Source organism: Streptomyces sp. NPDC037126 (assembly GCF_055605965.1).
In genome coordinates, this window is sequence record NZ_JBVJTD010000007.1 from 61,718 (window position 1) to 86,719 (window position 25,002).

Sequence of the window (25,002 nt, forward strand, 5' to 3'; positions counted from 1 at the left end):
CTACTTGACGTCGACGTACTCGCCGGCCGAGGTGACGGCGGCGGTGGTGGTGTCGGTCGCGAAGGAGAATCGGTAGTAGCCGTCGGACGTGGCCTTGGTGGTGGTCCTGAGCGCGCCGCCGGTGCCGCTGGTGAGCGTCTTGAGGGTCTTGTAGGTGTTGCTGCCCTTCGGGCGGAACTGCAGCATCACCTTCTGGCCCGTGTAGCCCGCGTAGGTGCCGTGGTTCCAGTCGGCGCGCTTCAGCTTGCCGGTGACGGTGAGGGTTCCGCCCTTCTTCACCGGCTCCGGAGCGGCGTCGGCGGTCAGCTGGGCGGCCTTCTTCAGGTGGGTGGTGGCGACGTCGTCGTTGTAGCTGGCGTTGGCATAGAGGTCGTAGCCGCCGAGGAACAGCTTCCACGTCCCGGCGGCGCCGTTGTTCTTGAAGTCGGAAGCCGCGTTGACGTGGAAGACGGCCTTGCAACTGTAAGTGCCCGTCCGGGTCGTCGACTCGGTACAGGTGGGGTCGTCGGTCGTACCCAGGGACCCCGTGATGGTGTCGGCGCTGGAGCTGTCGGTGCCCTGCCAGAGAAAGGCCTCCGTGAGCGCAACGCCGCTGGAACTCGTCGCGGTGTAGCTGACGTTGATGGTCGTCTTGGTGGTGACGCCGAGGACGGTGTCCTTGCCGCCGTTGATGACGGCCTTCGAGAACGTCATGCTGCCCAGCGAGGTCCGCGGCTGCGCGGTCCTCGTGGCGAAGGCGCCGAGCCTCGCCGACGCTCCCGGGCGCTCCGCGGCCTGTGCGGCCGCCGGTAGAGCGAGGGCGGACCCGACGACGGCGACGGAAACAACGGCGGCGGTGGCGTGTATGCGCATGTGCATTCCCCGTGGTGTCGTAAGCGGCCCGCCGGGTCGTCTCCCCGCCGGGCCTGTCGCTGCACAGTACGTTTCACGGGTCGCGGCCCCGCATCCGTGCAATCACGCAGACCACTACGCAGGTTCACCGCACGATCCGCTGGACGCGGCGACACCACGCGTCCAGCCCGGGGATCCCTCCCAGGAGGAGTCCGGCTCACAGACGGTGAATCGCTCACGGCAGGGCCCACCCCCGCCGCGACCATCGGCGGGCTGCCCGGCCGGGTAGCTCACAGCTGTCTGCGGATCCCCGGCCCGTGGGCAGGCGTCCGTGCTGGTCGGGCAGGTCGTCCTTGATGGCCCGCCGGGCGTCGCCTCGGCGCAGGATGGGCAGGACGGTGTGCTGGCGGACGTCCTCCACGAGGAAGGCCGTACCCAGGAGCAGCGCGGCGGCGGCCAGTGCGAAGGCATGGGGCGCGCCGAGTTGGTAGGCCGCATCGAAGGCCGCGCGCACCGTCGAGACGGTCAGGACCGCGCCGAGCAGCGACTTGCCGAGGAAACCGACCACGGCCAGCGGTACGAGCATCAGGGCGAAGGCACACGGGTGCATGCCGACCGCGGTGCTGGTCTGCTGCGTGGGGGCGATGATGTGGAGCACGCGGAGACCGACCCAGGACGTGGCGAACAGTCCCAGCGCGGTGGCCGCACCGGTGTCGCGGGTCAGCTACGCCATCACCGCGGCGAGGAGCTCCAGCGGGAACACGAACACCGCCATCAGGATCCCCGCCGAACGGACCTGCTCACCGGTGAGCACACCCAGCGCGATGCCGGCCAGCAGCGCCATACCGATGCCGAACATTACACCGATATAGATCTAATGCGAAGAAAATGCAGATGCTCCCAGTGCCCAGCCACCACGTCGCCTGACGTCGGCCGCTTCCGACCACCGGGGCCGTGTCCCAGCGGGGCCGGCCGGTCGCGCTTCGGGTGCCCCAGCGGGGGAACGCGGCCCGGCACCGGGGCCTCGCCCCCGTTCGGAGCAGCGACGGCCTAGGGTCGGCGAGCGGATTCGTCTCGGCAGGTCACCGGCTCGGCACGGCGCGCAGTCATAGGCGGGGGCCGCTGTTACGGTCGGTCTGCTCTTTCGGTTCTGTGGGCCTGCGCGTCCTGGAAAGTGGGCCGGCACCGCACCCGCACGGTTTCAGGAGGCGGCGTATGCGGGTTGGCCTGCATGCCCTGGGCATCGGGAACGGTGCTCGTCCAGAGGTGATCCGGGCGGTGGCCCAGGCGGCCGAGACGCATGGGATCAGCCGGCTCTGGGCGGGCGAGCACGTCGTCCTGGTCGATGCCCCTGCCTCGCCGTACCCCTATTCGGACGACGGCCGGATCGCCGTCCCTGCCGACGCCGACTGGCTCGACCCGCTGCTGGCGCTGAGTTTCGCGGCGGCCGTGACGAAGGAGATCGGGCTCGCCACCGGAGTCCTGCTGCTCCCGGAGCACAATCCCGTGGTGGTCGCCAAGCAAGCCGCGACCCTGGACGTCCTGTCGGCCGGACGGCTCACCCTCGGCATCGGCATCGGCTGGTCCGCGGACGAATTCGCCGCACTCGGTGTGCCGTTCACCGCGCGCGGCCGTCGCACGGAGGAGTACCTAGCCGCCATGCGGACCTTGTGGCGCGAGGAACCGGCCACGTTCGAGGGAGACTTCACGCGCTTTCACGGCGTGCGCGTGAATCCCAAACCTGTTCGCGAACACGGGATCCCGGTCGTCATGGGCGGCAACAGCACCACGGCGCTGCGCAGGGCCGCGACGGTCGCGGACGGGTGGTACGGCTTCAATCTCTCGGTCGCCGAGGCCGTGGAGCGTGTGTCGGTCCTGACCGAGCACGACCCGCAGCCGAACGACTCGACGCGGAAGCGCACCGTGGCGGTGGCCCTGACCGACGCGACCCCGGCGGATCTGCCAGACCTGGCCGACGCCGGAGTGACCGAAGTCGTCATCGTCGGGTCACCGCCCTCGGCACCCGAGGAGGCCGTGAGCTGGGTTGCGGATATCGCCGACTGCTGGGTGGGAGCGGCCGCCCGTTAGTGGTGCCGGTGCTCCTTGGTGGTGCCGGTGCTCCATGGTGGTGCCGGTACGACGCCGGGGCGCCGCACCTTTCCACGTCACCCGCCGGCACCGGCCGCGCCTTCGTGGCAGCCCCGTACGTCGGGACGCCGAGACATCAGCCGAATACACTTTGAGTATCTATGTCCGCCCTTGCGGGCACATGAAGGGTTGTGCCATGGATGGTGTCGCCGACATGGGGGGCACCCAGGGATGGGGTCCCGTTCACCCGCCGAACCGCGACGAACCCGTCTTCGCGCAAGACTGGGAACGCAAGGCGTTCGCGCTCGCGATCCTCTCCAGCCGCGTCGCGTGCGGCGGCGTCAACACGGACGCCTTCCGGCACGCCCTGGAGCGCTTGGACCGGGCCGCCTACCTGGACGACGGCTACTACGGGCGCTGGCTCAACGCCGGCGAGCTGCTGCTCACCGAACACTCCGTCCTGGCGCCGGGCGCGATCGAGGCCCGCGCCCGCAACCTGCGTGGCGAGGGTGTCGAGGAACCGCCGATCCCCGAGCCCAACCGGCCCGACTACGCCCCCACCGCCGAGGGCTCGCTGCGCTCCGTCGACGCGGCCCCCGCCTTCGGTGTCGGCGAGCGGGTACGCGCCAGGAACAGGTCCGTGCCCGGGCACACCCGGCTGCCCGGCTACGTCCGGGGACACACCGGGGTCGTGGACGTCGTCCAGCCCGCCCATGTGCTGCCCGACACCAACGCGCACTTCGAGGGCGAGAACCCGCAGTACGTCTACTCGGTGCGGTTCGACTCGCGCGAACTCTGGGGCGCCGACGTCGACCCCTTCGCCCTGACCGTGGACATGTACGAGAGCTACCTGGAGACCATCGCATGACCACCACCGGCGGCCCGGACGAGTTCCCTTCCGTGGCGCTGCGCACCGAGGCCCTCGAGCAGTTGCTCACCGAGCGCGGCCTGATCGACCCGAAGGTGATGAACGGGATCATCACCGACTACGAGACCAATGTGGGCCCGCTCAACGGTGCCAAGGTCGTCGCCAGGGCCTGGACCGACCCCGACTACCGTCGGCGCCTGCTCGAAGACGGCACCGCCGCCATCAAAGAACTGGGCTTCTCGGGGCCGCAGGGCGAGCACATCGTCGTGGTGGAGAACACCCCGTCCACCCACAACGTGGTGGTGTGCACGCTGTGTTCGTGCTATCCGTGGCCCGTGCTCGGCCTGCCGCCGGGCTGGTACAAGGACCCCGCCTATCGCGCGCGGGTGGTCAGGGAGCCGCGCACGGTGCTGTCGGAGATGGGACTCGACCTCGGCGACGACGTGCGGATCATCGTCCGGGACTCCACCAGTGAGGTCCGCTGGCTGGTGCTGCCCGAGCGGCCGGCCGGCACCGAACATCTCACCGAGGCGGAACTCGTGCCCCTGATCACCAGGGATGCGATGGTCGGCGTGGCCAAGGTGGCGGCTCCGTGAGCGCGCCGCTCGACGTCGAGGGTCCGGGCGCGCCGCCCCGCTCCAACGGTGAGCTGGTGTTCGCCGAGCCGTGGGAGAGCCGCGCTTTCGGCATGGCCGTGACCCTGTACGAGGCGGGTGCCTTCACCTGGCCGGAATTCCAGGCCGCGCTGATCGCCCGGATCGCCGCCTGGGAAGCCTCGGCGCGGCAGGGCGAGCCGTACCACTACTACCGGCTCTGGCTGGCCGCCCTGGAGGACGTGCTCGCGGGCCTGCGCGCGGTGACCACGGACGAGGTCACCACACGCGCCCGGTCCCTGGCGCGGCGCCCCCCGGGCCACGACCACCCAGACCACGACGACCATCCGCACTGACCTGCAACGCAGCCCCGGGCACACAGCCCGGCCCGGGCGCCGGTCCCCTCCCTCGGACACCGCTGACCAGCCGCTTCATCGGCTGTCCGGCACGCCCACGAACGAGTGAAACCACCCCCGGTCAGGGGTGAGGGCCCCGGGCGCGGTGATCATCACGGTCTCCCCCCGCCGTCGGCAGCCCGGCACACCTGCGTGTTATCCCCCGCCTCCTCGCCCTCGCCAACGGCCGCGGTGACGGGACCGGCCTGGACGTCCCGCCCGGCGACACCGCCCTCAGCGTCCGGCAGATCTACCCCGGCACCGTCTTCTCCACCCAGGCCCAGGGCCGTGACGTCGTCGTCGCCGAACTGAAACGGCGCTTCCCCGAGGCCGAGAAGACCATCACCACCAGCGGCTTCCCCGAGACCGGCGGGGCGGCCGGGCGGCACCCTGCGGTCGTACGGGATCCTCGCCGACATACTCAAGCGGTTCGGCGCCCAGGTCGACCTTCGCCATGAGCACGTGTGCTTCGTGCCGTCGGTCAGCGCGGTCTCCGTCCGCGACATCGACCAGCAGAAGGATCTCTACGCCGACATCGACGACAACGATCCGTCGGAGAGCGATGTCGACGACTTCGTCTGCTTTTCCACCAACACCGGCCACACCGCCATCACCGGCGAACTGTGCACGTGGCTGCCGGACCGGCTGCCTGACTGATCCCGGACTCCCCCGGGGCTTGCCATCGGGCAGCCTGCGTTGACCCGCGAGAGCCACCGCGAGGGGTTTTCGCAGGTCAACGTGCGGTTACGCGCTCCGCGCGATTGGTCACCAGGCGACCGGCAGCTCGGCAAGGCAACGGAAGACGGGGTGCTCCTCACGGAAACGCAGGCGAGACGCCTCGCATGCCAGGCGCAGGTTCGGCAGCCTGTTGAACAGGGAGCCGAGGGCGAGGGTCACCTCCAGCCGGCCCAGCGACGCGCCGAGGCAGAAGTGGGGACCATGGCCCCACAGCAGGTGGCCGGAGGCGTCGCGGTGGATGTCGAGGCGTTCGGGGTCGGGGAAGACAGTGGCGTCGTGGTTGGCCGCGAGCAGGCTGATCATCACCGACTCGCCCTGCCTGACCAGGGTGTCGCCGATCAGGAGGTCCTCGGTGGCCTGCCGTACGACGCCGTCCTGGATGACCGACCAGAAGCGCATCGACTCCTCCACGAACCCCGGCAGGAGCGCCCCGCTCTCGGCGAGGACCTCGGCGCGCAGCCCTTCGTCGGTCAGGAGGCTCAAACTGCTCACCGCTATCTGACTGGCGGTCGACTCATGGCCGGCGATGAGCACCAGCTTGAGGATGCCCAGGAGAGCGGCGCGGTCGAGTTCGCCGGTCGCCACGTGGTCGACGACGAGTCGGCTGATCAGGTCGTCACCCGGGTCGTACTCCTTGGCGCGCGCCGTCTCGTCAAGGAAGTCGATGATCCGGTGGTGCGCGGCCAGGGAAGCCGCCGGGTCGCCGTCCGTGAGCATGAGCTGGGTCTGCTCCAGGAAGAACGGGGTGTGCGTGTCCGGGATCCCCATCAGCCGGGCGATGACGAGTGCCGACACCTTGACGGCGAAGTCCCGCACCAGGTCCGCCGGTTGACGGCCGGCTGCCAGTGCGTCGGCGACCTGGTCGGTCACCTCCTGGAGCCGGGGCCGCAGCGTGCGCACCCGGCGTACGGTGAACTCCGGCGCGACCATCCTGCGGAGCCGGCCGTGCTCCGGGTCGTCCATGCGCAGGAATCCGCTCGGCCGGCCGTCGGCGGGCACGGGGATGCGCAGGGGAAAGCCGGGCCGGATCTCGTCGGCGCTCAGCCGGGGGTCCTTGAGGGCGGCCTTCACGTCCTCGTAGCGGGTGATCAGCCAGACCAGCTGTGCCTCACCTGCGCCTGCCGGCAGACGGACCAACGCCGGCGGGCCGTCACGAACCACGCCGAGGGCTGGCGGCGGCGACATCGGACACACGCGGGCCAGCGGCCAGTCGAGCACACTGGGGTGTGCAACGGGCATGGTCCTCCCCTTCATCGCGTACGAATGCCCGCGCCGCCCGCATCCCCGGCGGCGGGTGCCCCAACCGGACCACACAAGCACCGGCCGCTGACACCTCGGTGACCGACCGCTGACCCCGCCCGGCAGCCGGCCGCCGAAGCGAGGAGCGTGCCCTCTTTGATCGAGTCCTCGCGCGCAGACGGCAGCCTCGCGCGTGACGGCACGCACGGTGGCCGAGCTCGACGCGACAGCAGCGCTGGGCGACGTCTCACAGGCCTTGCCGCAGGTACTGCGCCCCGCAGCCGCGGCAGAAGGGTTCGGCCTCGGGCGTACCCCACTCCCGGGCGGGCCGGGTCTCGGCGGCGGGGTCGAGCTCGCGGCCACACATGGCCGCGCATCCCTGATGACCGAATGCGCGTCTCGTCGGCGTCCGGATGGAGAGCCTTGCCCGCACGGGCCTGTGCGCCGTGGCGGCCGAGTACCCGGGACGCCCCGTGCGAAGCGCCTGCCTGGTTCCGCCACGTTCGATATCCCCCGTTCGCCCACCTAAGCAGTTGAAACATGTATAGAGTTCCCCCGCACTTGTTCGACTTCAAAAGGGGGGGTCCCTTTGCGTACTCGTCTTGCCGTCTCGGCCGTGGCGGTCGCCGTCGCCGGCGTCTTCTTCAGTGCGCCCGCCGCGTCCGCGGCGACGCTGCCGTCCACCAACACCGCCCACCACTGCACCCACCACACCACCGGGCTCTGCGGCTGGACGCACCACCAGAAGCCCAAGGACAAGTACGAGACCGCCAAGTGCGTGGACGCGTCCCTGTCCTACTCGCGGCACTCGCAGGGCACGTGCTCCCACCACCACGGCGTCCGCTACTGGTTCAAGTAGACCTCGCGCGCAGAGGTGGGCCAGCCTGAAGGGTGGCCCACCTCGCCGTCCCGTGTCCAACATGTGCCCTCCAGGAGACTGATGACGGCAACCGGCGTGGTGCCCATGGTCTTCGTGCACGGGACACGCTTCAGCGCGGGACAGTGGAGTGTGCAGCTTGCGGCGCTCGGCGACGAATTCCCGTTGACCGCCGTCGACTTGCCCGGGCATGGGAAGCGCTCGTCCCAGCCCTGAAGCCTGAGCAGCGCAAGCGACGTCATCGCATCCGCGGTGGACACGCTGGGCGGATACGCCTCGCTGGAGCTCGCGCGCCGTCACCCGGAGCGACTGCGTGGGCTGATCCTCGCGGGAGCCAGCGTCTCCACCCGTGGTCCGCGGGCGGCGCCGTACCGGCCGTACCGGTGGATCGCCCGGCTCGTATCCCGCATACCGGTGCATCGGCTGGCACAGTGGAACGACCGGTTGCTGCGGCGGCTCTATCCGCCAGAGATGGTGGAGGCGACCATCCGTTCCGGCTACGCGAAGGCGCCGGTGCTGATCCTGAACGGCGAGAGGGACGGCTTCTTCCGGTCCGGCGAGGCCGACTTCGCCCGCGCGCATCCGCACGCCCGCGTCGAGTTGATCCCGCGGGCACGACACCTCGCGAACTTCGACGATCCGGACGCGTTCACCGACGCCGTCCGCCGCTTCGCCCAGCAGCTCCCTGCCCTTGGCTGACCGCGCCACCGCCAGGGCCCCGCACGCGGCCGGCGTCCCACCCGGGCCTGCCGCCACGCGCTTCACGCGGGAGCGATGAGTTCGGGCCCCGGATCCGGTCTGCCCCGGCATGACTCGCATCATCGCTGACATCTCGGTCTCTCTCGACGGCTTCGTCACCGGGCTCGACCCCGGCCCGCACAACGGCCTGGGCACCGGCGGCGAGGCCCTGCACACATGGGCGTTCTCCGACGACCCCGACGACCGCCGGATCCTGCGCGAGGGGACCGCACGCTCGGGCGCCGTCGTCCTCGGCCGCCACCTCTTCGACGTGGTCGACGGGCCCAAAGGCTGGGACGACACGTCCGGCTACGGCGCCGGCGAGGTGGGCAAGCCCGCCTTGGTCGTCGTGACGGCCTCGCCGCCGGAGTCGGTGCGGACGACCGACCTCGACTGGACGTTCGTCACCACCGGCCTGCCCGACGCCGTCGCCGCCGCGCGCGAGCGAGCCGAGGCGGCCTCGTCGGACAGCGGCAAGGATCTCGACGTGATCCTCATGGGCGGCGGCGCCACGATCCGCTCGGCGCTCGGCGCCGGCCTTGTCGACGTGCTGACGCTGCACCTCGCACCCGTCGTGCTGGGCGCCGGGACACCACTGTTCACCGGCGGAGCGCCGCGCAAGCTGGTGCGGCGGAGCGTGATCCCGACGTCGACCGCGACGCACCTGACCTACGACCTCTCCCGGTGATCCGATGACCACTGTCAACGCCAATGAGATCGCCCTGGGCATCGAGTCGTTCGGTGACGACGACGCGCCGCTCGTCCTGCTCGCGGGCGGGACGACGATGCTCTCCTGGCCCGACGCGCTGTGCGAGCGCCTCGCCGCCGGCGGGCGCCGTGTGGTGCGCTACGACCTGCGCGACAGCGGGGAGTCGACAACGACCGATCCGGAGGCGCCCGCCTACACCCTGCGCGGCCTCGCCGCCGACGCGGCGGCCCTTGCGGACGCGCTCGGCGGGGCGCCTGCGCACCTCGGGGGGATCGGCGTCGGCGGGATGGTCGCCCAGGTGGCCGCGCTCGATCATCCGGGCGCGTTCTCGGCGCTCACCCTGGTCGGCACCCGCGCGGTCGCCCCCGGCCCGCCCGACGATGACCTCCCCGACCATGACCGGGCGACCATGAGCCGGCTGTTCGCGCGTCCGATGCCCGACTGGGCCGACCGCGACGCGGTTGCGGACTTCGCCGCCGCCGGCGCGGAGATCCTCGGCGACGACCCCGTCGCCGCACGGGCAATCGCCGCACGCGTCTGGGACCGCACGCAGGGCACCGCACCCCCGGTCCAGATGGCCAACCAGATGGGCATGGTGTTCTCCAGACTCGACTGCACACCGCGCTGGCGCGAGCGCCTGCCCGAGATCGGGGTCCCCACGCTCGTCGTCCACGGCCGCCACAACCGGTTCTTCCCCGTCGGCAACGGCGAGGCGATCGCGCGCGCGATCCCCGGGGCACGGCTGCTCGTCCTCGACGAGGCCGCCACCGCGATCCCCGGTGCGGCGGTCGGCGAGGTCACCGAGGCGATGCTCACGCTGTCATAGAGGACGGCGTGTGCCGCGCGGCTCCGGCCCCCACGCAGCCTCGGTGGGCGAAGTCGGAAGCCTTCTCCGTCGGCGCTCTGCGCATCGTTCTGAGGGGCGACAGGTAGGTGGGCAGAACGCTCAGCGTCACTCCGACTGCACCTGTCCACAGGGTGCCTGCCGCTCCGAACGCGGAACCCGAGTGCCACCCCCGGACACGAACCGGTGATCACTCGGTCCATGGCCCTCTGCAGGACGTTGCGCCCGGCCCCGTACTCCTCGGCGAGCAGTGCCCGTGACGGCAGGCGCTCGCCGATCTCCCGCTCCCCCGCGAGAAACCGTGCGCGCAGCGCTTCGCCCACTTCGAGGTACGGAGCCTCTCGGGGCATGGATGATCCTCCGGTTGTACGTTGCCAGGGGTGTTGGCGAGTTACTGCACCCTGGGAAAGCTGCTGGATCAGGAACACGCTCCGCGCTCACGCACCGGTGCCGGTTCGCAGCGAGTCGCCGTGGTGGTGTCGTGCCGGCCCGTCCGTGCCGCACTGGCAAGATGGCGACATGGAACGTGTCCTTGGAATCGGTGGGTACTTCGTCCGAGCCGCCGACCCGGCTGCCCTGAGCGCGTGGTACCGCGACTGCCTGGGCCTGGACGCGGACGAGAACGGCTTGTGGCGTCAGGGGGTCGGGCCGACGGTGTTCGCCACGTTCGAGTCCGAGACCGACTACTTCGGGTCCCCCGCGCAGCAGACCATGCTCAACTTCCGGGTCCGTGACCTGGATGCGATGCTGGCGCAGTTGCGTGCCAAGGGAGCGGACGTGGCGGCGGAGACGCAGGACATGGACGGCGTCGGCCGATTCGGCTGGGTCACCGATCCCGAGGGCAACCGGGTCGAACTGTGGCAGCCCGCCTGACCCTGCCTCCCACGGCGGCGAGGTGCTGGTGGGGGCCGCGGCTCAGCCCGACCCGGCAGATTCAGCGTGCGATCCGGTGCCCCCGGTGACGCAGCCGGAACGCGCCGTAGACGAGGTCCGCGAGCAGCACGACGGCGCCGATGATGAGCAGGTAGAACAGGGCATGTGAGGCGAAGCCGATGATGCCCAGTACGACGGCTATGAGGATCAGGAGCAGGAACAGGCTCATCGGCTCTCCCAGTGGCCTCGGTGGTTTCAGCGGCGGGCGAGGCGGCGCTCGCCGCCGGCACCCGCGGCGTAGTCGAGCGCGTAGTGGGCGAAGACAGCCGGCTCCGCCGAAGCCGGCAGCTCGCCGTCCGTGTCGATCGCGGGGGCCTTCTTGACCATGTTCTTCTCGTAGGCGACCTTCAGGTACCCAGGACCCACGGTCGCGTCCACGAGCGGCACGAACACCAGTCGGCGGCGAGTGGGCAAGCCGGTGGTGATCGTGGCGTACAGCGGCTTGTCTGTCGCGGTGTCCACGTACACCGACTCCAGGACCCCGATCTTGTGGCCACCGGGGTCGACCACGTCGTGACCACGCCATTCACGGATGTCGCCTGCTTCGAACACGATAGACCTCCAGGCGTACGAGTACCCCGTGCCCGCACGGCATGCCTCCGACGTCGTCGTACGGGAAAATCGAAGGGTGCCTGGGCGTGTGCCGCGTCCACCGGAACCGCCAGGGCGCGTTCGGGGGGGAAGCAGATGTCCATGACGCATATGGGGTCCGGCTCTGGGAAGGCGGAGTGCGTCCCCTTGAAGCCGGGGGGAGGGAGTTCGATATGAGCCAGGTCAGGACGAGTCGGCCGGATCTTCCTCGGCCGTTGCGCGTCGTCGCCTCCGGGCTCCGCCGCTTGCCCGGAGCCGAGCAGGTGAACAGGGTCGCCGACGGAGCACTGGACTTGATCGGCGCGGTCTCTCCGCGAGGCCGCCGGATGGCGGTGTACGCCGGAGCCGGAGTGCTTGGCGTGGCCGGGGTGGTGGAATGGCCGGTCGCCGTCACGGGCGCGGCCATCGCCTGGCTGACACAGCCGCGTCCCGGACAGGCGGCGCAGTCGCCGGCGGGCGCGTCCCGTGAGACGGCGCCGCACCGCCCGCCCATGGAGGCCGCGCCCGGTCCCGCTCCCGTGGGACGCGCCGCCGTCCCACGTCGCTACGGCGCCGGTGACAGGCTGACCCCTTCCCACTTCCACGACGATCGCTCCGAAGGCCATGTGCACGAGCAGCCGGCGAAAGTCGGGGACCCCGCCACCACCTCGGGACTCAAGCAGGTCGCGGAGGCCTCCGCGCACCACCACGGCCCGGCCTCGCGAGACAGGGACCCCCTGCACGGCAGGCCCCGGTAGCAGAACCCGGAGCCCTGGCACTCGGTGGCGAAGCGGCGTCCTCCTGATTCGGTTCGGCCACTTCGATGTCACCGAGTGCCCACCGTGCGTGATGTTCGATCGCCGGGTCGGGCAGGATGCTCCACCGCATGACGGCGTCGCTTCCCGAGGGTCAGACCGGTCTGCCGTGCGGCAGAGGCCGGGTCAGATACCGAATGCGGCAGCGTAGTGGACGGTTCCGCCGGGTAGCGGACGGTCGGTGTCGAGGCTGAGTGCCATCAGGGCGTCGTCCGGGACGTCGATGGTCACTCCGATGCCGTGCTCCGAGGCGCGGACGAACCCGAACCGGGGGTAGTACGTCGGGTGTCCGAGGACGACCACATGGTGCTCCCCCAGCGACCTTGCCGCGGCCAGGGCCGCGCGGACGGCCGCGGTGCCCGCACCGGTTCGCTGATGTTCCGGGCGGACCGCACACGGCGCCAGGCACAGGGCCGGTGTGGTGCCTATGCGGCAGCGGGTCAGCAGGGCGTGGCCCACGGGGCGGCCGGCCTCGTCCGCCGCGACGAGGGAGAGGCCCTCGATCCAGGCTGCCGGGTCGGCGCGCAGGGCGTCGACGAGGTCGGCCTCCGCGGCGGTGGGGAAGGCGGCGAGGGTGATGTCGCGGATGGCAGGGATGTCGGCGCTGGTTTCGGCGCGCGTGATCCAGGTGTTGCCCATGAGGATGGAAGATCCGTTTCAGAGGAGGTTCGTGTGGTTGCCCGGCGAGCTCACGCTCTCGGCGAGGGCGGGTGGGAAGGTCAGGCCACGGCCCGGGACGTGAGGGAGACCCGGGCGCTGCGCACGGTGGCCCTTAGCGCGGTCATCAACCCCACCTCCTCGATCCTCGACGCCTGCACACGAACGCGGTAACCATACAACGCTCCGAGCGCCCGCCGAGGGTCGCGATGACCCCTGACGTTCCGCCGTCGAACCATCCGCCACCGCTTCAACGGAGTTGAGCCGAGTAGCGGCCTTTGTAAGTCCGTTTGCGTCAGGTCGTCTCGGTACAGGTGTACGCCCATCAGCCGGCGGAAGGCGTGAGGACGGTACGGTCGAACGGGCCGCCGTGCGCGGCGGCGTACTCGACGGCTTCGTCGGCCTCGTCGAGCGGGAACGCCCGGACGTGTTCGGGATCGAGATCCAGCGCACGGGACGCCACGAGTCGGATCATGCCGACGTTCGCCGAGCGTGGGTACATCCACTGTCCGCGCACGGTGACGGAGTTGCGCATGATCCACGGGTAGGGCAGGGCGAATTCCGCGCCGCCGAGCATGCCGACGCCGCCCATGAGGACGACCCGGCCGCTCTCGCGGACGGTCATGGCCGCCGTCCGCGCCACCGAGCTGGGCGCGGCGGGCGGGAGCAGGTCGATCACCATGTCGATCGGGCCTTCCGCGGCCGCGGACATGGCGAGGTGGTCGGCGGATTCGTCCTCGGTCAGCTGAACCGGGCGCACGCGGGGGCCGAACCGGTCGGCGAGGAGGTCGAGCACGGCACGGTTGCGGCCGGGCGCGACCACGCGACCGGCGCCCATGGCGAGCGCCACGGCGACCGCGGCGCTGCCCAGATTGCCGGTGGCACCGCTGACGAGCAGCGTCTCACCCGCTTGGAGGCCGCCGGCCAGGAGCCCTCCGTAGGGGATCACGTACACACCGAGCGAGGACCAGCGCGCCGGGTCGCTCTCCGCTTCCACGGGCAGCGGGTAGACGTTCTCCGTGGGTACCCGCATGAGTTCGGCGAACGCCCCCTCGTGCAGGTGCCGCGCGAGCCTGGCGCCGCCGTCGCCGCGGGAGCTCCAGCCCTGCAGCATGATGTCGGGGATCAGAGCGTCGTCGCGGGAGCGGACCGTGCAGTCGCACCACACCAGGTCACCGACGCGCAGCCGGGTGGCGTCCGGTCCGACGCCGACGACCCGTCCCACGCCACCAGTACCCGGGACCACGGGGGGTTCGAGCGGATAGTTCCGCCGGCCGCTGAAGACCTCGTCGGCGTACGGCGCGACGCCGGCCGCCAGGACCTGTACCAGGACCTCACCGCCGCCTGCCTCGGGATCGGGTATCTCCTGCACGGTGAGCGGGGCACCGAACTTCGTCAGGACTGCAGCTCGCATCTTTCGGCCTCCTTGATCGTCCGTCTTCGAGGCTAGGAGCCTGCAAGGCATGCGCCAAGCGAGGATGTGGCATATCTGGTATGCGTAGTGCGCATGGACTTCTCCAGTACGGCTCTGCGGGTGCTGCGACAGGTCGCCGAGTCGGGGAGCTTCACCGCGGCGGCCTCCCAGCTCGGCTACACCCAGTCGGCGGTCTCGCGTCAGGCAGCGGCGCTCGAACGGAGCGCGGGCGCCGTGCTGTTCGAGCGCCGCTTCGACGGGGTGCTGCTCACCCCCGCCGGTCTGACCCTGCTGCGGCACGCTCGGACGATCCTGGACTCCGTCGAGGCGGCCGAGCACGAGCTCAGCGGATCGGTCCCGCAGGTAGAACTGGTGCGGGTGGGAATGTTCCCCATCGCCGGGGCGGCGCTCCTGCCCGGTGTGCTCACACGGCTGGCGGCGGCCGGTCCGCACATCACGGTCACGACGCGTGAGGGCACCACGCCCGCTCTGATCCGGGCCCTGCGGGCGGGCTCGATCGATGTCGCCGTGCTGACCTCCCGCCCGCCGCACCGGCCGTCCGACGGCGAGTCCCCACGGCTGCACATCGAAACGGTCGAGGACACCGAACTGCTCGTGGGGGCGCCGACGACCGGCCTCTTCTCCGGCCGTGGCGCGGTGCACGTCGACGAGCTCGTCGACGCGCCCTGGATCGCCGCCGCGTCATCGAGTACCGAGCCTCTGCTCGGCGTCTGGCCCGGCCTGCCCGGGCGGCCACGCATCGTCCACACCACGAGCGACTGGCTGACGAAACTGCAGCTGGTCGCCGGTGGCTTCGGCGTGACGACGGTCCCGTCCCGCATGTCGGCACTGCTGCCGCACGGCGTGAGCCTGCTGCGTGTGGAGGGGGTGCCACCAGAGGTGCGGCGGATTCTCGTGGCCCGGCTTCCCGGCCGGCCGACCCCCGGAGTCTCCGCTGTGACACGGGCGCTCGCCCCGCTCGCCTGACGCGTGGCGCCGGGCAGCCGAGGCACCAGACCATCACGGTCTCCGAGGCCTGCCGGGCACCGGTCCGCGCTGTCCTCGGGTGACGTGACGAGGCTGTCCGCGGGACAGAACACCCGCACCTGTTCCGGCTCCGGCCGATGCTCTTCGTCGTCCGGGGCCCGCGGTCACCCGACGGTGTTCCAGAACGTGCAGTGGTGGCGGGCCCGCACCGTGCGTGTGGGGACGATGTGGTCCGGCGCCAGGGACAGCACCGTCCGCCGGGACCAATGAGGCGACGCCGGGCCGTTCGGGTCGGCGGTGCGGGCGAAGCGGGCCCAGTAGCCGATCATGGTGTCGGCCAGTCGGTGCTGTGCCGCGGTCAGGTCGCGGGGGCGGCCGCCCAGGTCGAACAGATAGGGCAGCTCACTCGCGTGCGGTGCGCCGAGCGGGAAGGGCGGCGTGCCCGGGGTGAGCGGCGGGGCGTGCTCGTCGGCGAACTCGTAGCGCCAGACCGGCACATGGGCGGCGAGCAGGCTGCCGGTGCGCGCCGTCGGGCAGGCGAAGTCGGCGTCGCCGACGACCGCGCCGAACACCGGTCCTCCGTCGGTGTCGTGCACCGGATACTCGCGGACGATCGCCTCCGCCCGCCCCGGGGCGGGGAAGAAGGCGGCGACGACGTCCGGCCAGGTGCCGGAGGTGACGGGATGGCCGGCCTGGATGATCCCGGCGGCCCAGCCGTTGCCCTCGTCGTGGTTGTTGCCGATCAGCACAGGGACATGGTGGAAGTGGCCGGCAGCGATCGCCGTCGCGGGGTCGCGGGGCAGCAACGGAGTGCTGTGCGCGGGCTGTTGATCGGTGTCCTGGGCCGCGATCAGACGCTTGACGTCCACGCGCCGCAGGCATGCCAGGACGTCGTCGGCGGAGCCGCAGCCGGCCTTTGCCGCGAGGTCCGCGCCCGCGGCGCGGGCGGAGGACAGGGGAACGGAGAACGGGGCGAACGGACGGTCGGGGCGTCCCGTGCACGGCCCGCTTTCGACGATCGCGCGGCTGAAGAGCCCCGCGGCGGTGGGTGAGGCGAGCTGGGCGCAGACGCTGTAGCCACCGGCCGACTCGCCGGCCAGCGTCACATTGTGCGGGTCGCCGCCGAAGGCGCCGATCTCGGCGCGGACCCAGCGCAGCGCCGCCTGCTGGTCGGCCAGGCCGAAGGTGCCGGAGCCGGGCAGTGCGTCGTGCGCGAGGAAACCGAGGGCACCGAGACGGTAGTCGACGGTGACGACCACGATGTCGCCGCGGGTGGCCATGCGGTGGGCGTCGTACGAGCTGCCCGCCCCGGTGGTGAAGCCGCCGCCGTGCACCCACACGATCACCGGGCGGAGGCGTGCCGGTCCGGCGCCGTCGGGCGTCGTGACGTTCAGGTGGAGGCAGTCCTCGTCGGTGCTGCCGCCGGGCACCTCGCCGGCCGGCTGTGGGCAGGCGCTCGCGGGCCGGGTCGCGTCCCGCACCCCGGACCAGGGGGCCGGCCGGTGGGGCGGTGCCCAGCGGAGCCTGCCGACCGGGGGCGCCGCGTAGGGGATGCCCTCGAAGGTGCGGTAGCCGTCGTGGGCAGCGCCCCGCACCGGTCCGTCGTGGGTGCGTACCGTCGTGGCGGCGGCAGGGCGTGCGGGCTGTGTCGGTGGTGGCGCGGACCAGGCCGTCGCGAGTACGGCGGTCAGGGCGCAGCCCACGGTGGTCAGGACGCGACGCGTGATCATCTTCTCCCCGTTCGGTCAGCTGCCGCCCATGCCGCCCTGTGCGGCGATCATGGTCATCGGCAGGGCGCGGACTGCTTTCTCCAGGCCGGGCGCGAGGGCGGCGAGAGTCCCCGTGCAGGCGTCGATGCGGGTCTGAAAGGCCTTGTGGTCCTGCCGGGAGACGACGGAGTGGACCCCGCCGGCGGCGGCCAGCGCCAGCAGCGCGGCGTCGGCTGCGGGGATCTCCCGAACGGGCCCGGCTCCGTGCAGCGCCGCGGAGACGCGGGCGTGCAGCGCGGCGGGCACCGAGCGGTCCGTCACGGTCAGCCGCCGCGAGCCGAAGGGGGTGCGGGGTTCGTGCACGGTGAGGAGTCCCGCGGCGGCGAGCCGGGCCTCCACCTCCGTCAGGGTCCGCTTGCGGTGGCGGCGCATGAGGTGCTTCCAGCCGTGTCCGGCGGCGGCATCGCGCAGAACGCCGTCCAGGACGGGGTCACCGGTCGGCTGGGAGCCGGACACGGTGACCGTGCCGCGGTCCTCCCCCAGCCTGCCCCGCAGCGCGAGGTCGACCAGGGCGGCGGCACGGACCAGCAGCTCCGCACGGGAACGGTCGTACGGGCCTTCGGCCGCGTCGTCGTGGGCGAGCAGATACATGAGGCAGGAAAGGTCGTCGATCACACTTCGACGCTATGGCCGGGTGCCCCACCCGGGGATCGGCCGAGGGAACGGACCGGCGCTGGGAACGCAGGAGGATCGCGGCCCCGGTCTCCTCCTTGAGGATGAGGCGGTGGCCTTCAGGGGCGGCGCGGGTGCACCAGGCCGTGGTCGTAGGCGGCCACGACGGCCTGGACGCGGTCGCGCAGGCCCAGTTTGCGCAGCACCGCGGTGACATGGTTCTTGACGGTGGCCTCCGACAGACGCAGCCGATCGGCGATCTCCGCGTTCGACAGCGCCTGCCCGATCAGGGTGAGCACCTCCCGCTCGCGGCCGGACAGGCCCTGCAGGGAGGGCGGCGGCGCCGGGTCGGGGGTGCAGCGCAGGAACTGGTCGAGGACACGGCTCAGCACGGTCGGCGCCAGCAGCGCGTCGCCCCGTGCGGTGAGGCGGATCGCGTCGACGAGTTCGGTGGGACGGATGTCCTTCAGCAGGAACCCGCTCGCCCCGGCCCGCAGGGCGGCGACCACGTGCGCGTCCACGTCCCAGGTGGTCAGCACGAGCACCCGGGCCCCGCTGCCGCACTCCGCGATCTGCCGGGTCGCCTCGATGCCGTCGAGGACGGGCATGCGGACGTCCATCAGCACCACGTCGGGCGCCAGCTCCCGCGTCAGACGTACCGCCTCCTGGCCGTCGGCCGCCTCACCGACCACGTCGAGGTCGTCCCGAGCGTCGATGATCATGCGGAATCCGGTACGGACCAGGGCCTGGTCGTCGGCCACCACCACGCGCAGCGTCATGAGGCGCGCTCCACCGGCAGCTGCGCCGCCACCTCGAACCCTCCCCCGGGCAACGGGCCTGCGCGAAGGCTGCCGCCCACGAGCCGTGCGCGCTCCCGCATCCCCACAAGACCGCGTCCCGCTCCCGCCGCGGCCGAACCCCCCTGCGACGTACGGCCGTTGTCGACCACCTTGATCTTCACGCACTCCCTTTCCGCCGTCACGCGCACGCTCACCTCGTCGGCGCCTGCCGCGTGGCGCAGCGTGTTGGTGAGGGCCTCCTGGACGATCCGGTAGGCCGCCAGTTCCACCGCGGCCGGCAGCCCGTCGGTGGGGCCCTCGCGGCGCAGGTGCACGGTCAGACCGGTGGCGCGCACGCTGTCGGCCAGCTCGTCCAGACGCGCGAGCGAGGGCCCCGGCTCCCGCTGCTCACCGGTGCCGGCCTCCCCCGCCTCGGGCCGGAACGCACGGAGCAGCAGGCGCAGTTCGCCGAGCGCCGAGCGAGCTCCCGTCTCTATGGCGCGAAGCGCCTGCCGGGCCTGGTCGGGTCGTTCGGTGAACACGTCGTCGGCCGCGCCCGCCTGGACGACCATCACCGACAGGGTGTGCGCCACGACGTCATGAACCTCGCGGGCGATCCGCGCACGCTCCTCCATCACGGCCCGGCGCATTTCCGCCCTCGTGCGTGCCTGCTGCGCCCTGCGCCACTGCCCCGCCGTCCACGCCAGGACCACCGTCAGCAGGTAGACGGTCAGGCCCGCGGGGCCGCCCGCAACGAATGCCAGCGGCGACGGCAGGCACATGGCCGCGAGCGCCGACACCGACACCCGTCGTGGTCTGGTGGCCGACAGCACGCACAGCGTGACCTGCGCCGCGAGCAGCGCCCCCGTCAAGGACACCGCGGGCAGCAGCGCCCACACCGCGAGCCCCGTCACCGCGTTCGCGGCCAGTACGGCGACCGGGGCCCGCACCTGCCACCTCAGGGCACAGGTCTGTGCGAGGACCAGGGCCAGGGCCACCGGCAGGCGCCCGCCGTGCCCCGCGCCCGCCACGAGCACCGAGGTGCCCAGGACCAGGAGCACCAGACCGGCCGACCCCCACCACAGCGCCCGGGCCACCCGGGGCGGCACCTCGCTCCGCTCTTCCCCGACGAACACGTCGTCCGGCTGTCCGGTGCTGCGGTCCACACCCCGACCTTATCCAGCGACGCGAGCGAGGCCGTTCAGAATCACCGGGTGCGCGATGACCACCGAGGCGGGGGCGACGGACAGGTCGGTCACAGACGGTCACTGCGCCTCGCGGAATTGCTCGTCGGGAGATCGCGACGTTTGTAGCCGGTTCCACCCACAAGGACGCCCCTAGTTCAGATGTGAACCGGCGTGAGTCTTTGCCTCCCGGCAGCAAACTCCCCAGTTCAACCACTGGGGACCTGCGAGGTTCGTACGGCCGCCAGGTGGGTCTTTCTGTCGACACACGGGAATAGTTGAAGTCTCTTCGACGCGGGATTCGAGTTGACTCGGTCGACACGCGGGGCAAGCATCGGGATGGAGTCGCCTCGCCTGCATTCAAGTTTCCAGGACTCGTTGCCATGGACGCATGACGCACAGTTTCCGATTTTTCTTGGATCAACTATCCGATGCATGGGACGAGCCTATCCGACCCACCCACGCTGGAAGAGAGAAGTCGATGAGAAACGGAATTTTGGCGGCCGCGATAGCGGCGGCGGTGTCCGCAGGGCCAACCATCGGCCTCATTCCAACCTCCCAGGCTTTCGCCGCTCCAACGTCTCCCTCAGCAGCATGCAGCGTACAAGGTGGAGTGATAAGTGGCAGCGGCTTCACTCCCAACCGGAACTACAACATCACGCGCAACGGTGCATCCATTGCCCGCGTCTCCGCAGGACCCAAGGGCGATATCCGAAGCGCCATCACCGGCGGCCTTCCGGTCTCCATAGGGCGAATTCAATGCCTGCCGCCCGGATCGGGCGGAGCGGGCGGAACGGCATCCTCACCCGGTGCCGCAGCTGCGACCGCAAAAGGGGCAGCAGCGGCAGCACAGGCAGTTCGAGGCGGTGCTTCCCAGCAGCAGGCAGCCCAAATAGGGCGCCAGGCGGCACAAGCGGAAGCACAAAAGCTCGGATTGCCGCCATCCGTGGTCAACCAAGTGACGAACAACGTCACGAACATCGTCAACAACACCATAAACGGGGGACAGGGCAACACCATCGGTGGCACCCAGATCGGCGGCCAGGGGAACACTCAGGGCAGCACGCAGGGCGGCCAGGGCAACGCCCAAGGCAGCACGCAGGGCGGCCAGGGCAACGCCCAGGGCAACACCACCACCAACCAGCCGGGCACCACACCGGGCCAGCCCGGCACGAAACCCGGCACCACGACCGGTCAGCCCGGTACCACCCCCGGCTCCACGACGGGCCAGCCCGGCACGCCCCCCGGCTCCACCACGGGCCAACCCGGTACCACCCCCGGATCCACGACCGGCCAGCCCGGTACCACCCCCGGATCCACGACCGGCCAGCCCGGCACCACCCCCGGATCCACGACCGGCCAGCCCGGCACGACCCCCGGATCCACCACGGGCCAGCCCGGGAACAACCCCGGCACGACCACCGGTCAGCCCGGCAACAACCCCGGCACGACCACCGGTCAGCCCGGCAACAACCCCGGCACGACCACCGGTCAGCCCGGCAACAACCCCGGCACCACGACCGGTCAGCCCGGCAACAACCCCGGCACCACGACCGGCGGCCAACCCGGCACCACTACGGGCCAGCCCGGCACCAGCCCCGGCACCACGACCGGTCAGCCCGGCACCACCCCCGGCACGACCACAGGTCAGCCCGGCACCACCACCGGCGGATGACGGAGGGCTGATCGCTGGATGGAACTCATCACCTCGCAGAGGTAGCCACCTCTGCGAGGTGATGTCACGTTTCCCGGCGGGCCGCAGGCCGGGCGGGCACCCACGCTATGGCGCGAGATCGTAAGAGATGCCAGATCAACGCCTATCCGGGATCCTCCGGCGAGTGATCTTCCAACACACCATATTGAAGGGCCAAGCGAGTGAGGTCGGCCCTACGATGAAACCCGCTCTTTTTGCGCAACCTCTCCAGGTGCGTATGAACCGTGTTTTCAGTGATGTTCAACTTGTTGGCGATCTCGCGATCGGTCGCGCCGTTCGCAACGAGCTGCAAGATCTGCCTCTCGCGGTAAGTGATATGCGGAGGCGGTACCGGCAGGCTCTGACCGGCGAGACTGGCGCCGAAGTAACTCCGTCCCGAGGCGACGGCGCGGATGGCCGTCGCCAACTCGGACTCCTCGGCTTGCCGGCTCAGGTAGCCCCGGGCACCGGCCTTGATGCACGGGACGGCATCGGACTGCGCCCCCGAGGTCGACAGCACGATGACCGCGTACCCCTGGCGGTACAGCCGTGCGACCTGTTCGAACGCCGCCTGTTCAGATACCTGCAAGTTGACCAGCACGATGACTTCTGCGTCATTCAGCTCGCGAGTCAGGTCATCGACACCGCCGACGAACGTCGTGACCCGCAGATCTGGCTGGGCGTCGATCGCCTGGGTGAGACCAGGTCGCAGCAACGCCCAGTCACAGACGACGGCCACACACGTCGGTGAGGATCGCATCGAACGCTCCAGCTCAGCCGGAAACCGCTGAACGCATCACGCAGCGGATCAGACGGCCGGCGCCTGCCGCCGTCTGATCCCAGACTCGCCCCTGCCGTGTGAGCCGGCACCCCGGCTGACCCGGACGAGGAAGGTCGGACGACGAGAGCCCCCGTACGAACCACGGTGCTCCTGGGATCCGCCAGCAGTCATCGCGCGTCGACGCCCAGCGGCGGCTGCCCTTTCGTCCAGGTCGGCCGGACCACGATGCGGCTGAATCGCCAGCCGTCGAGGGTGCGACGGAGGTCCGCCTCGAAGCGGCCGCCCACGGTGAAGAGGGGGTCGGCCCCGTCGCCGCGCTTCTGGAGTGAGGCGTCATGATGGACGTGGGTCATCAGGGCGTTCCACGAGGCGGTGGCCCGCTGGGCGCCAGAATCCGCTTCGGTGATGATTCCGGAGGCGATGTGCTGCGTGCGGTCGTAGCGCCCGAGCGCCTCCTCGGTGGCACGAATCGCTTCGGCCCCGCGGGACGGCCCCAAAGGCGTCTCCATACGCGCGTCCTCCGTCAGGAAGTCGCGACCCCAGTCTGCCGAGAACTTCCGTCCGTCCAGCGCGCGGAAAAACCGGTCGACGAGCATGCTGATCTCTGTGTGATCCGTCTGTGTGGTCATGGTCAGAGCTTCCTACCTCAAGTTAACTTGAGGTCAAGCCCGCCCGACTCGGCGAACGGAAGATCGGCGTGACCTGTCACCTGCTTTTTCATCCTGTCGGTGTGTGCGGACAGCGGTAGCGTCTTTGTAGGGTGAAGCTGAAGGCGTGAGCATGAATAGCGAAAATCCAGTGACCGCTGAACAGGTCCATGCCGCATTGGTCGCTCTCGGCGTCGAGCCGGTCGCCGATCCGTCGGCACGGCCCGAGGAGCCGCAGGCAGAGGACCGGCTGCGGCTGCTGGGGAGTCTGCTGGCGAAGACGGAACTGGAAATCACCGTCGCGACCCGGTTGACCGAGGAAGAGGAGATCGAGGACGTCCTCGACACGCTGCTTGGCTGGTCGGAGCAGGTGGGCCCCGACACCGGACTTGCGGTCAACGTCCTGACGAACAGGCTGCACCGCACTGCGATGCAGGTCGCGCCCGATGCGGAGGACCTGCCCCCGGGCAGGGAGGCCTGTTTCGCGGCCGCCATGACGGCGGTGTACGCGCTCGGTGCCCAGTTGCATGCGGACCGCGGTGATGTCGAGGGGACCCGCCAGGCCCTGGGCGGAGCGGAGGAAGCCCTCATCGACATCCTGCAGGGCATGCATGACCTACGCGTCACCATTGGAGACGTGGTCGGCGGGCTGGAGGACGAAGAGGGCTGATCCCGTCACGACACGGCGTCGACGTCACACGGGTGGATCGTGGCGTCAGTGGACACCGTGGGCTGGTCCGGCCAGGCGACCGCATATCGGGGATCGTCCCCGCGGCTCAACCGTACGAAGCGCAGCAGTTCCCGGACGACGCCCGCGTTGCCCATCGCCCAGCCGGTGCACGGTTCCAGGTCGCCCGGGGTGGCCCGGTGATCGAAGTTCGACCAGCGAGCGCCGTCACCGTCCCGAATCGCACGGGCTGCCAGGTCCGAGACGAGGACGCGAGCGAAGTCGTGGCCATCCTGCTCCTCGGCGATCCGGTCACAGGCCAGAGCGAGGACGCCTGCGGTCCCGCAACAACGCCCGTTGTTGTCCCAGAAGCCCGGGCGCAGCCGCTGGGGCAGGCCGGAGCGGGTGACCGTGTGCCAGCAGCGGTCGGCGAGGGCGGGCCATGCGGCGTCGGCCGTGAGGTCCCGCAGCAGCCGGAAGACCTGGGCGTCGCCGGCCGGGCCGTGACACCAGCCGTAGCTGACCGGCTCGATCACATCGGGGCGGTACTGCGGGGTGGAGTGCGGCACCAGGAAGCCCCCCGGCCCCGCCTCGTCCCGCGCCACGACGTCCGCGGCACCGGCCAGCGCCAGTTCGAACAGATCCGCACGACCGGTCGCCCGGCCGACCCGGGCGAGCGCCAGGACGATACCGAGCGTGCCGTGCGAGATGTGGTGCAGCCGGGAGTCGACACCGGTGCGGTGCGGCCAGTGGACACCCGCCGGGGTCTGCTCCGCCGTTCGCAGGTACGGCTCCGCGGCAAGGACGGCCAGTTCGGCGTCGCCGGCGAGGAGCGCCCCGAGGCCGATCCCCGCGTTGCCGCCCATCAGCTCGAACAGTTCACCCCAGCGGGCGCCGTCGAAGCGTGACCGCACCAGCCGCAACGCGCGGTCGGCGGCTGTGCCGGAGGCCGCGTCGCCGAGTTCCTCGTGAAGGATCCGCAGGGCGAGCGCGATTCCGGTGCGGCCGAAGTAGAGGGAGTCGTCGTCGATGCCGTCGACGGCATCCGTGAGGCTGCGGGCCGCGCGCAGAGCGGCGTCGGCGTAGGAGTCGTCGCCCAGGTGTCGCCATGCCTCCAGGAGCACGGGGATGTTCCCGGCCGTCCCGCTGTACAGCGTCGGGTTGAGTTCGTCGTCCGAGGGCCTCGTCGTCCAGGCGAGGCCTCCTCCAGGGGTTTCCCGCGCCGCCCCGGTCAGCCACCGCAGCCCGTCCACCGCGAGCCCCTCGACCTCGTCGACCGCCACGCCCGTCGCTTCCGCTGCCGTCATGGGCCCACTCTCGCATGATCTTCCGGACCCGCCCAGAGGGCGATGGCGCTCCTACGGCCCCTCCCCCGTCGCGCCACGACCGCGCCGGAGCGAGCAGGGGACAACGGGCAACCACAGTCGAAGCACAAGCCACCTCAGGACCGTGACCAGTCGGTTCACCTGGTTCAACGGCCAAGCCGCGCCCGCATGATCGCGACTTCCAGGGCTCACAGGTTCGGCTTCGGATACCCGCTGGCCACCGGGGCACGTCGCTCTGTACTTTGCCTC

At 70.9% G+C, this 25,002-nt stretch carries 30 protein-coding genes and 1 pseudogene; 15 read left to right on the forward strand and 16 right to left on the reverse strand.

Annotated elements, in window-relative coordinates:
* The 3 genes from ACZ7FF_RS17815 to ACZ7FF_RS17825 all read right to left on the reverse strand — a co-directional run bounded on the left by ACZ7FF_RS17815 (window position 1) and on the right by ACZ7FF_RS17825 (window position 1,690).
* Window positions 1-852, reverse strand: a complete 852-nt coding sequence (locus ACZ7FF_RS17815; protein WP_470813144.1) for a hypothetical protein — start codon at window positions 850-852, stop codon at window positions 1-3.
* A 214-nt stretch (window positions 853-1,066) separates the two neighbouring features.
* Window positions 1,067-1,489, reverse strand: coding sequence for a hypothetical protein (locus ACZ7FF_RS17820; protein WP_470813145.1), 423 nt, complete (start codon window positions 1,487-1,489; stop codon window positions 1,067-1,069).
* Window positions 1,490-1,555: 66 nt separating this feature from the next.
* Entirely contained in the window at window positions 1,556-1,690 is a 135-nt protein-coding gene (locus ACZ7FF_RS17825) for a hypothetical protein (RefSeq protein WP_470813146.1), read from the reverse strand.
* 293 nt (window positions 1,691-1,983) lie between these two features.
* Between ACZ7FF_RS17825 and ACZ7FF_RS17830 the strand changes: the two genes are divergently transcribed.
* The 5 genes from ACZ7FF_RS17830 to ACZ7FF_RS17850 all read left to right on the forward strand — a co-directional run bounded on the left by ACZ7FF_RS17830 (window position 1,984) and on the right by ACZ7FF_RS17850 (window position 5,432).
* Window positions 1,984-2,919: an LLM class F420-dependent oxidoreductase gene (locus ACZ7FF_RS17830; RefSeq protein WP_470813147.1), complete on the forward strand. Its 936-nt coding sequence runs from the start codon at window positions 1,984-1,986 to the stop codon at window positions 2,917-2,919.
* Window positions 2,920-3,115: 196 nt separating this feature from the next.
* Window positions 3,116-3,787, forward strand: coding sequence for a nitrile hydratase subunit beta (gene nthB / locus ACZ7FF_RS17835; RefSeq protein WP_470813148.1), 672 nt, complete (start codon window positions 3,116-3,118; stop codon window positions 3,785-3,787).
* The gene (nthA, locus tag ACZ7FF_RS17840) at window positions 3,784-4,383 is read left to right on the forward strand and encodes a nitrile hydratase subunit alpha (protein WP_470813149.1); all 600 of its coding nucleotides are present in this window, start codon (window positions 3,784-3,786) and stop codon (window positions 4,381-4,383) included. Before nthB ends, nthA begins: the two co-directional genes overlap by 4 nt.
* Window positions 4,380-4,736 (forward strand): nitrile hydratase accessory protein, encoded by a 357-nt coding sequence (locus ACZ7FF_RS17845; RefSeq protein WP_470813150.1) that lies wholly within the window; start codon window positions 4,380-4,382, stop codon window positions 4,734-4,736. Before nthA ends, ACZ7FF_RS17845 begins: the two co-directional genes overlap by 4 nt.
* Before the next feature lie 510 nt (window positions 4,737-5,246).
* Window positions 5,247-5,432, forward strand: coding sequence for a hypothetical protein (locus ACZ7FF_RS17850; RefSeq protein ID WP_470813151.1), 186 nt, complete (start codon window positions 5,247-5,249; stop codon window positions 5,430-5,432).
* A gap of 108 nt (window positions 5,433-5,540) precedes the next feature.
* Here the strand turns inward: ACZ7FF_RS17850 and ACZ7FF_RS17855 are convergent, their stop codons facing one another.
* Window positions 5,541-6,752 (reverse strand): cytochrome P450, encoded by a 1,212-nt coding sequence (locus ACZ7FF_RS17855; RefSeq protein ID WP_470813152.1) that lies wholly within the window; start codon window positions 6,750-6,752, stop codon window positions 5,541-5,543.
* 589 nt (window positions 6,753-7,341) lie between these two features.
* Between ACZ7FF_RS17855 and ACZ7FF_RS17860 the strand changes: the two genes are divergently transcribed.
* The 5 genes from ACZ7FF_RS17860 to ACZ7FF_RS17880 all read left to right on the forward strand — a co-directional run bounded on the left by ACZ7FF_RS17860 (window position 7,342) and on the right by ACZ7FF_RS17880 (window position 9,902).
* Window positions 7,342-7,611 carry a DUF3761 domain-containing protein gene (locus ACZ7FF_RS17860; RefSeq protein WP_470813153.1) on the forward strand — a complete coding sequence of 90 codons (270 nt, stop codon included), beginning with the start codon at window positions 7,342-7,344 and terminating at the stop codon, window positions 7,609-7,611.
* Window positions 7,612-7,716: 105 nt separating this feature from the next.
* A complete protein-coding gene (locus tag ACZ7FF_RS17865) occupies window positions 7,717-7,845 on the forward strand; it encodes an alpha/beta fold hydrolase (RefSeq protein WP_470813391.1) in 129 nt (42 codons plus the stop codon).
* A gap of 36 nt (window positions 7,846-7,881) precedes the next feature.
* On the forward strand, window positions 7,882-8,328 hold the full coding sequence (locus ACZ7FF_RS17870; RefSeq protein WP_470813154.1) for an alpha/beta fold hydrolase: 447 nt from the start codon (window positions 7,882-7,884) through the stop codon (window positions 8,326-8,328).
* A gap of 109 nt (window positions 8,329-8,437) precedes the next feature.
* The gene (locus tag ACZ7FF_RS17875) at window positions 8,438-9,055 is read left to right on the forward strand and encodes a dihydrofolate reductase family protein (protein ID WP_470813155.1); all 618 of its coding nucleotides are present in this window, start codon (window positions 8,438-8,440) and stop codon (window positions 9,053-9,055) included.
* Window positions 9,056-9,059: 4 nt separating this feature from the next.
* Window positions 9,060-9,902 carry an alpha/beta fold hydrolase gene (locus ACZ7FF_RS17880; protein ID WP_470813156.1) on the forward strand — a complete coding sequence of 281 codons (843 nt, stop codon included), beginning with the start codon at window positions 9,060-9,062 and terminating at the stop codon, window positions 9,900-9,902.
* Between the two features lie 224 nt (window positions 9,903-10,126).
* Here the strand turns inward: ACZ7FF_RS17880 and ACZ7FF_RS17885 are convergent.
* Window positions 10,127-10,270: pseudogene (locus tag ACZ7FF_RS17885) on the reverse strand (GntR family transcriptional regulator); the annotation flags it as partial.
* 169 nt (window positions 10,271-10,439) lie between these two features.
* Here ACZ7FF_RS17885 and ACZ7FF_RS17890 point away from each other — a divergent pair.
* Window positions 10,440-10,793 (forward strand): VOC family protein, encoded by a 354-nt coding sequence (locus ACZ7FF_RS17890; RefSeq protein WP_470813157.1) that lies wholly within the window; start codon window positions 10,440-10,442, stop codon window positions 10,791-10,793.
* A gap of 61 nt (window positions 10,794-10,854) precedes the next feature.
* On the opposite strand, the gene ACZ7FF_RS17895 is transcribed toward ACZ7FF_RS17890, so the two are convergent.
* Window positions 10,855-11,022 carry a hypothetical protein gene (locus tag ACZ7FF_RS17895; protein WP_470813158.1) on the reverse strand — a complete coding sequence of 56 codons (168 nt, stop codon included), beginning with the start codon at window positions 11,020-11,022 and terminating at the stop codon, window positions 10,855-10,857.
* Between the two features lie 26 nt (window positions 11,023-11,048).
* A complete protein-coding gene (locus ACZ7FF_RS17900; RefSeq protein ID WP_470813159.1) occupies window positions 11,049-11,405 on the reverse strand; it encodes a PRC-barrel domain-containing protein in 357 nt (118 codons plus the stop codon).
* 302 nt (window positions 11,406-11,707) lie between these two features.
* On the opposite strand from ACZ7FF_RS17900, the gene ACZ7FF_RS17905 reads away from it, so the two are divergent.
* On the forward strand, window positions 11,708-12,181 hold the full coding sequence (locus ACZ7FF_RS17905; RefSeq protein ID WP_470813160.1) for a hypothetical protein: 474 nt from the start codon (window positions 11,708-11,710) through the stop codon (window positions 12,179-12,181).
* Between the two features lie 183 nt (window positions 12,182-12,364).
* Here the strand turns inward: ACZ7FF_RS17905 and ACZ7FF_RS17910 are convergent, their stop codons facing one another.
* Together ACZ7FF_RS17910 and ACZ7FF_RS17915 are read right to left on the reverse strand one after the other, a co-directional pair.
* Window positions 12,365-12,877 (reverse strand): GNAT family N-acetyltransferase, encoded by a 513-nt coding sequence (locus ACZ7FF_RS17910; protein WP_470813161.1) that lies wholly within the window; start codon window positions 12,875-12,877, stop codon window positions 12,365-12,367.
* Window positions 12,878-13,220: 343 nt separating this feature from the next.
* Complete coding sequence (locus ACZ7FF_RS17915) at window positions 13,221-14,309, reverse strand: alcohol dehydrogenase catalytic domain-containing protein (RefSeq protein WP_470813162.1); 1,089 nt, start codon at window positions 14,307-14,309, stop codon at window positions 13,221-13,223.
* Window positions 14,310-14,402: 93 nt separating this feature from the next.
* Between ACZ7FF_RS17915 and ACZ7FF_RS17920 the strand changes: the two genes are divergently transcribed.
* Window positions 14,403-15,296, forward strand: coding sequence for a LysR family transcriptional regulator (locus ACZ7FF_RS17920; protein WP_470813163.1), 894 nt, complete (start codon window positions 14,403-14,405; stop codon window positions 15,294-15,296).
* A gap of 164 nt (window positions 15,297-15,460) precedes the next feature.
* On the opposite strand, the gene ACZ7FF_RS17925 is transcribed toward ACZ7FF_RS17920, so the two are convergent.
* From ACZ7FF_RS17925 to ACZ7FF_RS17940, 4 genes are all read right to left on the reverse strand, one after another.
* The gene (locus tag ACZ7FF_RS17925; RefSeq protein WP_470813164.1) at window positions 15,461-17,026 is read right to left on the reverse strand and encodes a carboxylesterase/lipase family protein; all 1,566 of its coding nucleotides are present in this window, start codon (window positions 17,024-17,026) and stop codon (window positions 15,461-15,463) included.
* Between the two features lie 15 nt (window positions 17,027-17,041).
* Complete coding sequence (locus tag ACZ7FF_RS17930; RefSeq protein ID WP_470813165.1) at window positions 17,042-17,680, reverse strand: GOLPH3/VPS74 family protein; 639 nt, start codon at window positions 17,678-17,680, stop codon at window positions 17,042-17,044.
* Between the two features lie 116 nt (window positions 17,681-17,796).
* Window positions 17,797-18,456, reverse strand: coding sequence for a response regulator (locus ACZ7FF_RS17935; RefSeq protein WP_470813166.1), 660 nt, complete (start codon window positions 18,454-18,456; stop codon window positions 17,797-17,799).
* Entirely contained in the window at window positions 18,453-19,622 is a 1,170-nt protein-coding gene (locus tag ACZ7FF_RS17940; RefSeq protein WP_470813167.1) for a sensor histidine kinase, read from the reverse strand. The genes ACZ7FF_RS17935 and ACZ7FF_RS17940 overlap by 4 nt, the downstream gene beginning before the upstream one ends.
* A gap of 976 nt (window positions 19,623-20,598) precedes the next feature.
* On the opposite strand from ACZ7FF_RS17940, the gene ACZ7FF_RS17945 reads away from it, so the two are divergent.
* On the forward strand, window positions 20,599-21,315 hold the full coding sequence (locus tag ACZ7FF_RS17945; protein WP_470813168.1) for a hypothetical protein: 717 nt from the start codon (window positions 20,599-20,601) through the stop codon (window positions 21,313-21,315).
* Between the two features lie 142 nt (window positions 21,316-21,457).
* Here ACZ7FF_RS17945 and ACZ7FF_RS17950 read toward each other — a convergent pair whose 3' ends face one another.
* Together ACZ7FF_RS17950 and ACZ7FF_RS17955 are read right to left on the reverse strand one after the other, a co-directional pair.
* On the reverse strand, window positions 21,458-22,093 hold the full coding sequence (locus ACZ7FF_RS17950) for a LuxR C-terminal-related transcriptional regulator (RefSeq protein WP_470813169.1): 636 nt from the start codon (window positions 22,091-22,093) through the stop codon (window positions 21,458-21,460).
* 188 nt (window positions 22,094-22,281) lie between these two features.
* Entirely contained in the window at window positions 22,282-22,743 is a 462-nt protein-coding gene (locus tag ACZ7FF_RS17955; protein WP_470813170.1) for a nuclear transport factor 2 family protein, read from the reverse strand.
* Between the two features lie 169 nt (window positions 22,744-22,912).
* Between ACZ7FF_RS17955 and ACZ7FF_RS17960 the strand changes: the two genes are divergently transcribed.
* The gene (locus tag ACZ7FF_RS17960; RefSeq protein WP_470813171.1) at window positions 22,913-23,431 is read left to right on the forward strand and encodes a hypothetical protein; all 519 of its coding nucleotides are present in this window, start codon (window positions 22,913-22,915) and stop codon (window positions 23,429-23,431) included.
* A gap of 5 nt (window positions 23,432-23,436) precedes the next feature.
* Here the strand turns inward: ACZ7FF_RS17960 and ACZ7FF_RS17965 are convergent, their stop codons facing one another.
* Complete coding sequence (locus ACZ7FF_RS17965) at window positions 23,437-24,735, reverse strand: lanthionine synthetase LanC family protein (protein ID WP_470813172.1); 1,299 nt, start codon at window positions 24,733-24,735, stop codon at window positions 23,437-23,439.
* Window positions 24,736-25,002 lie beyond the last annotated feature (267 nt).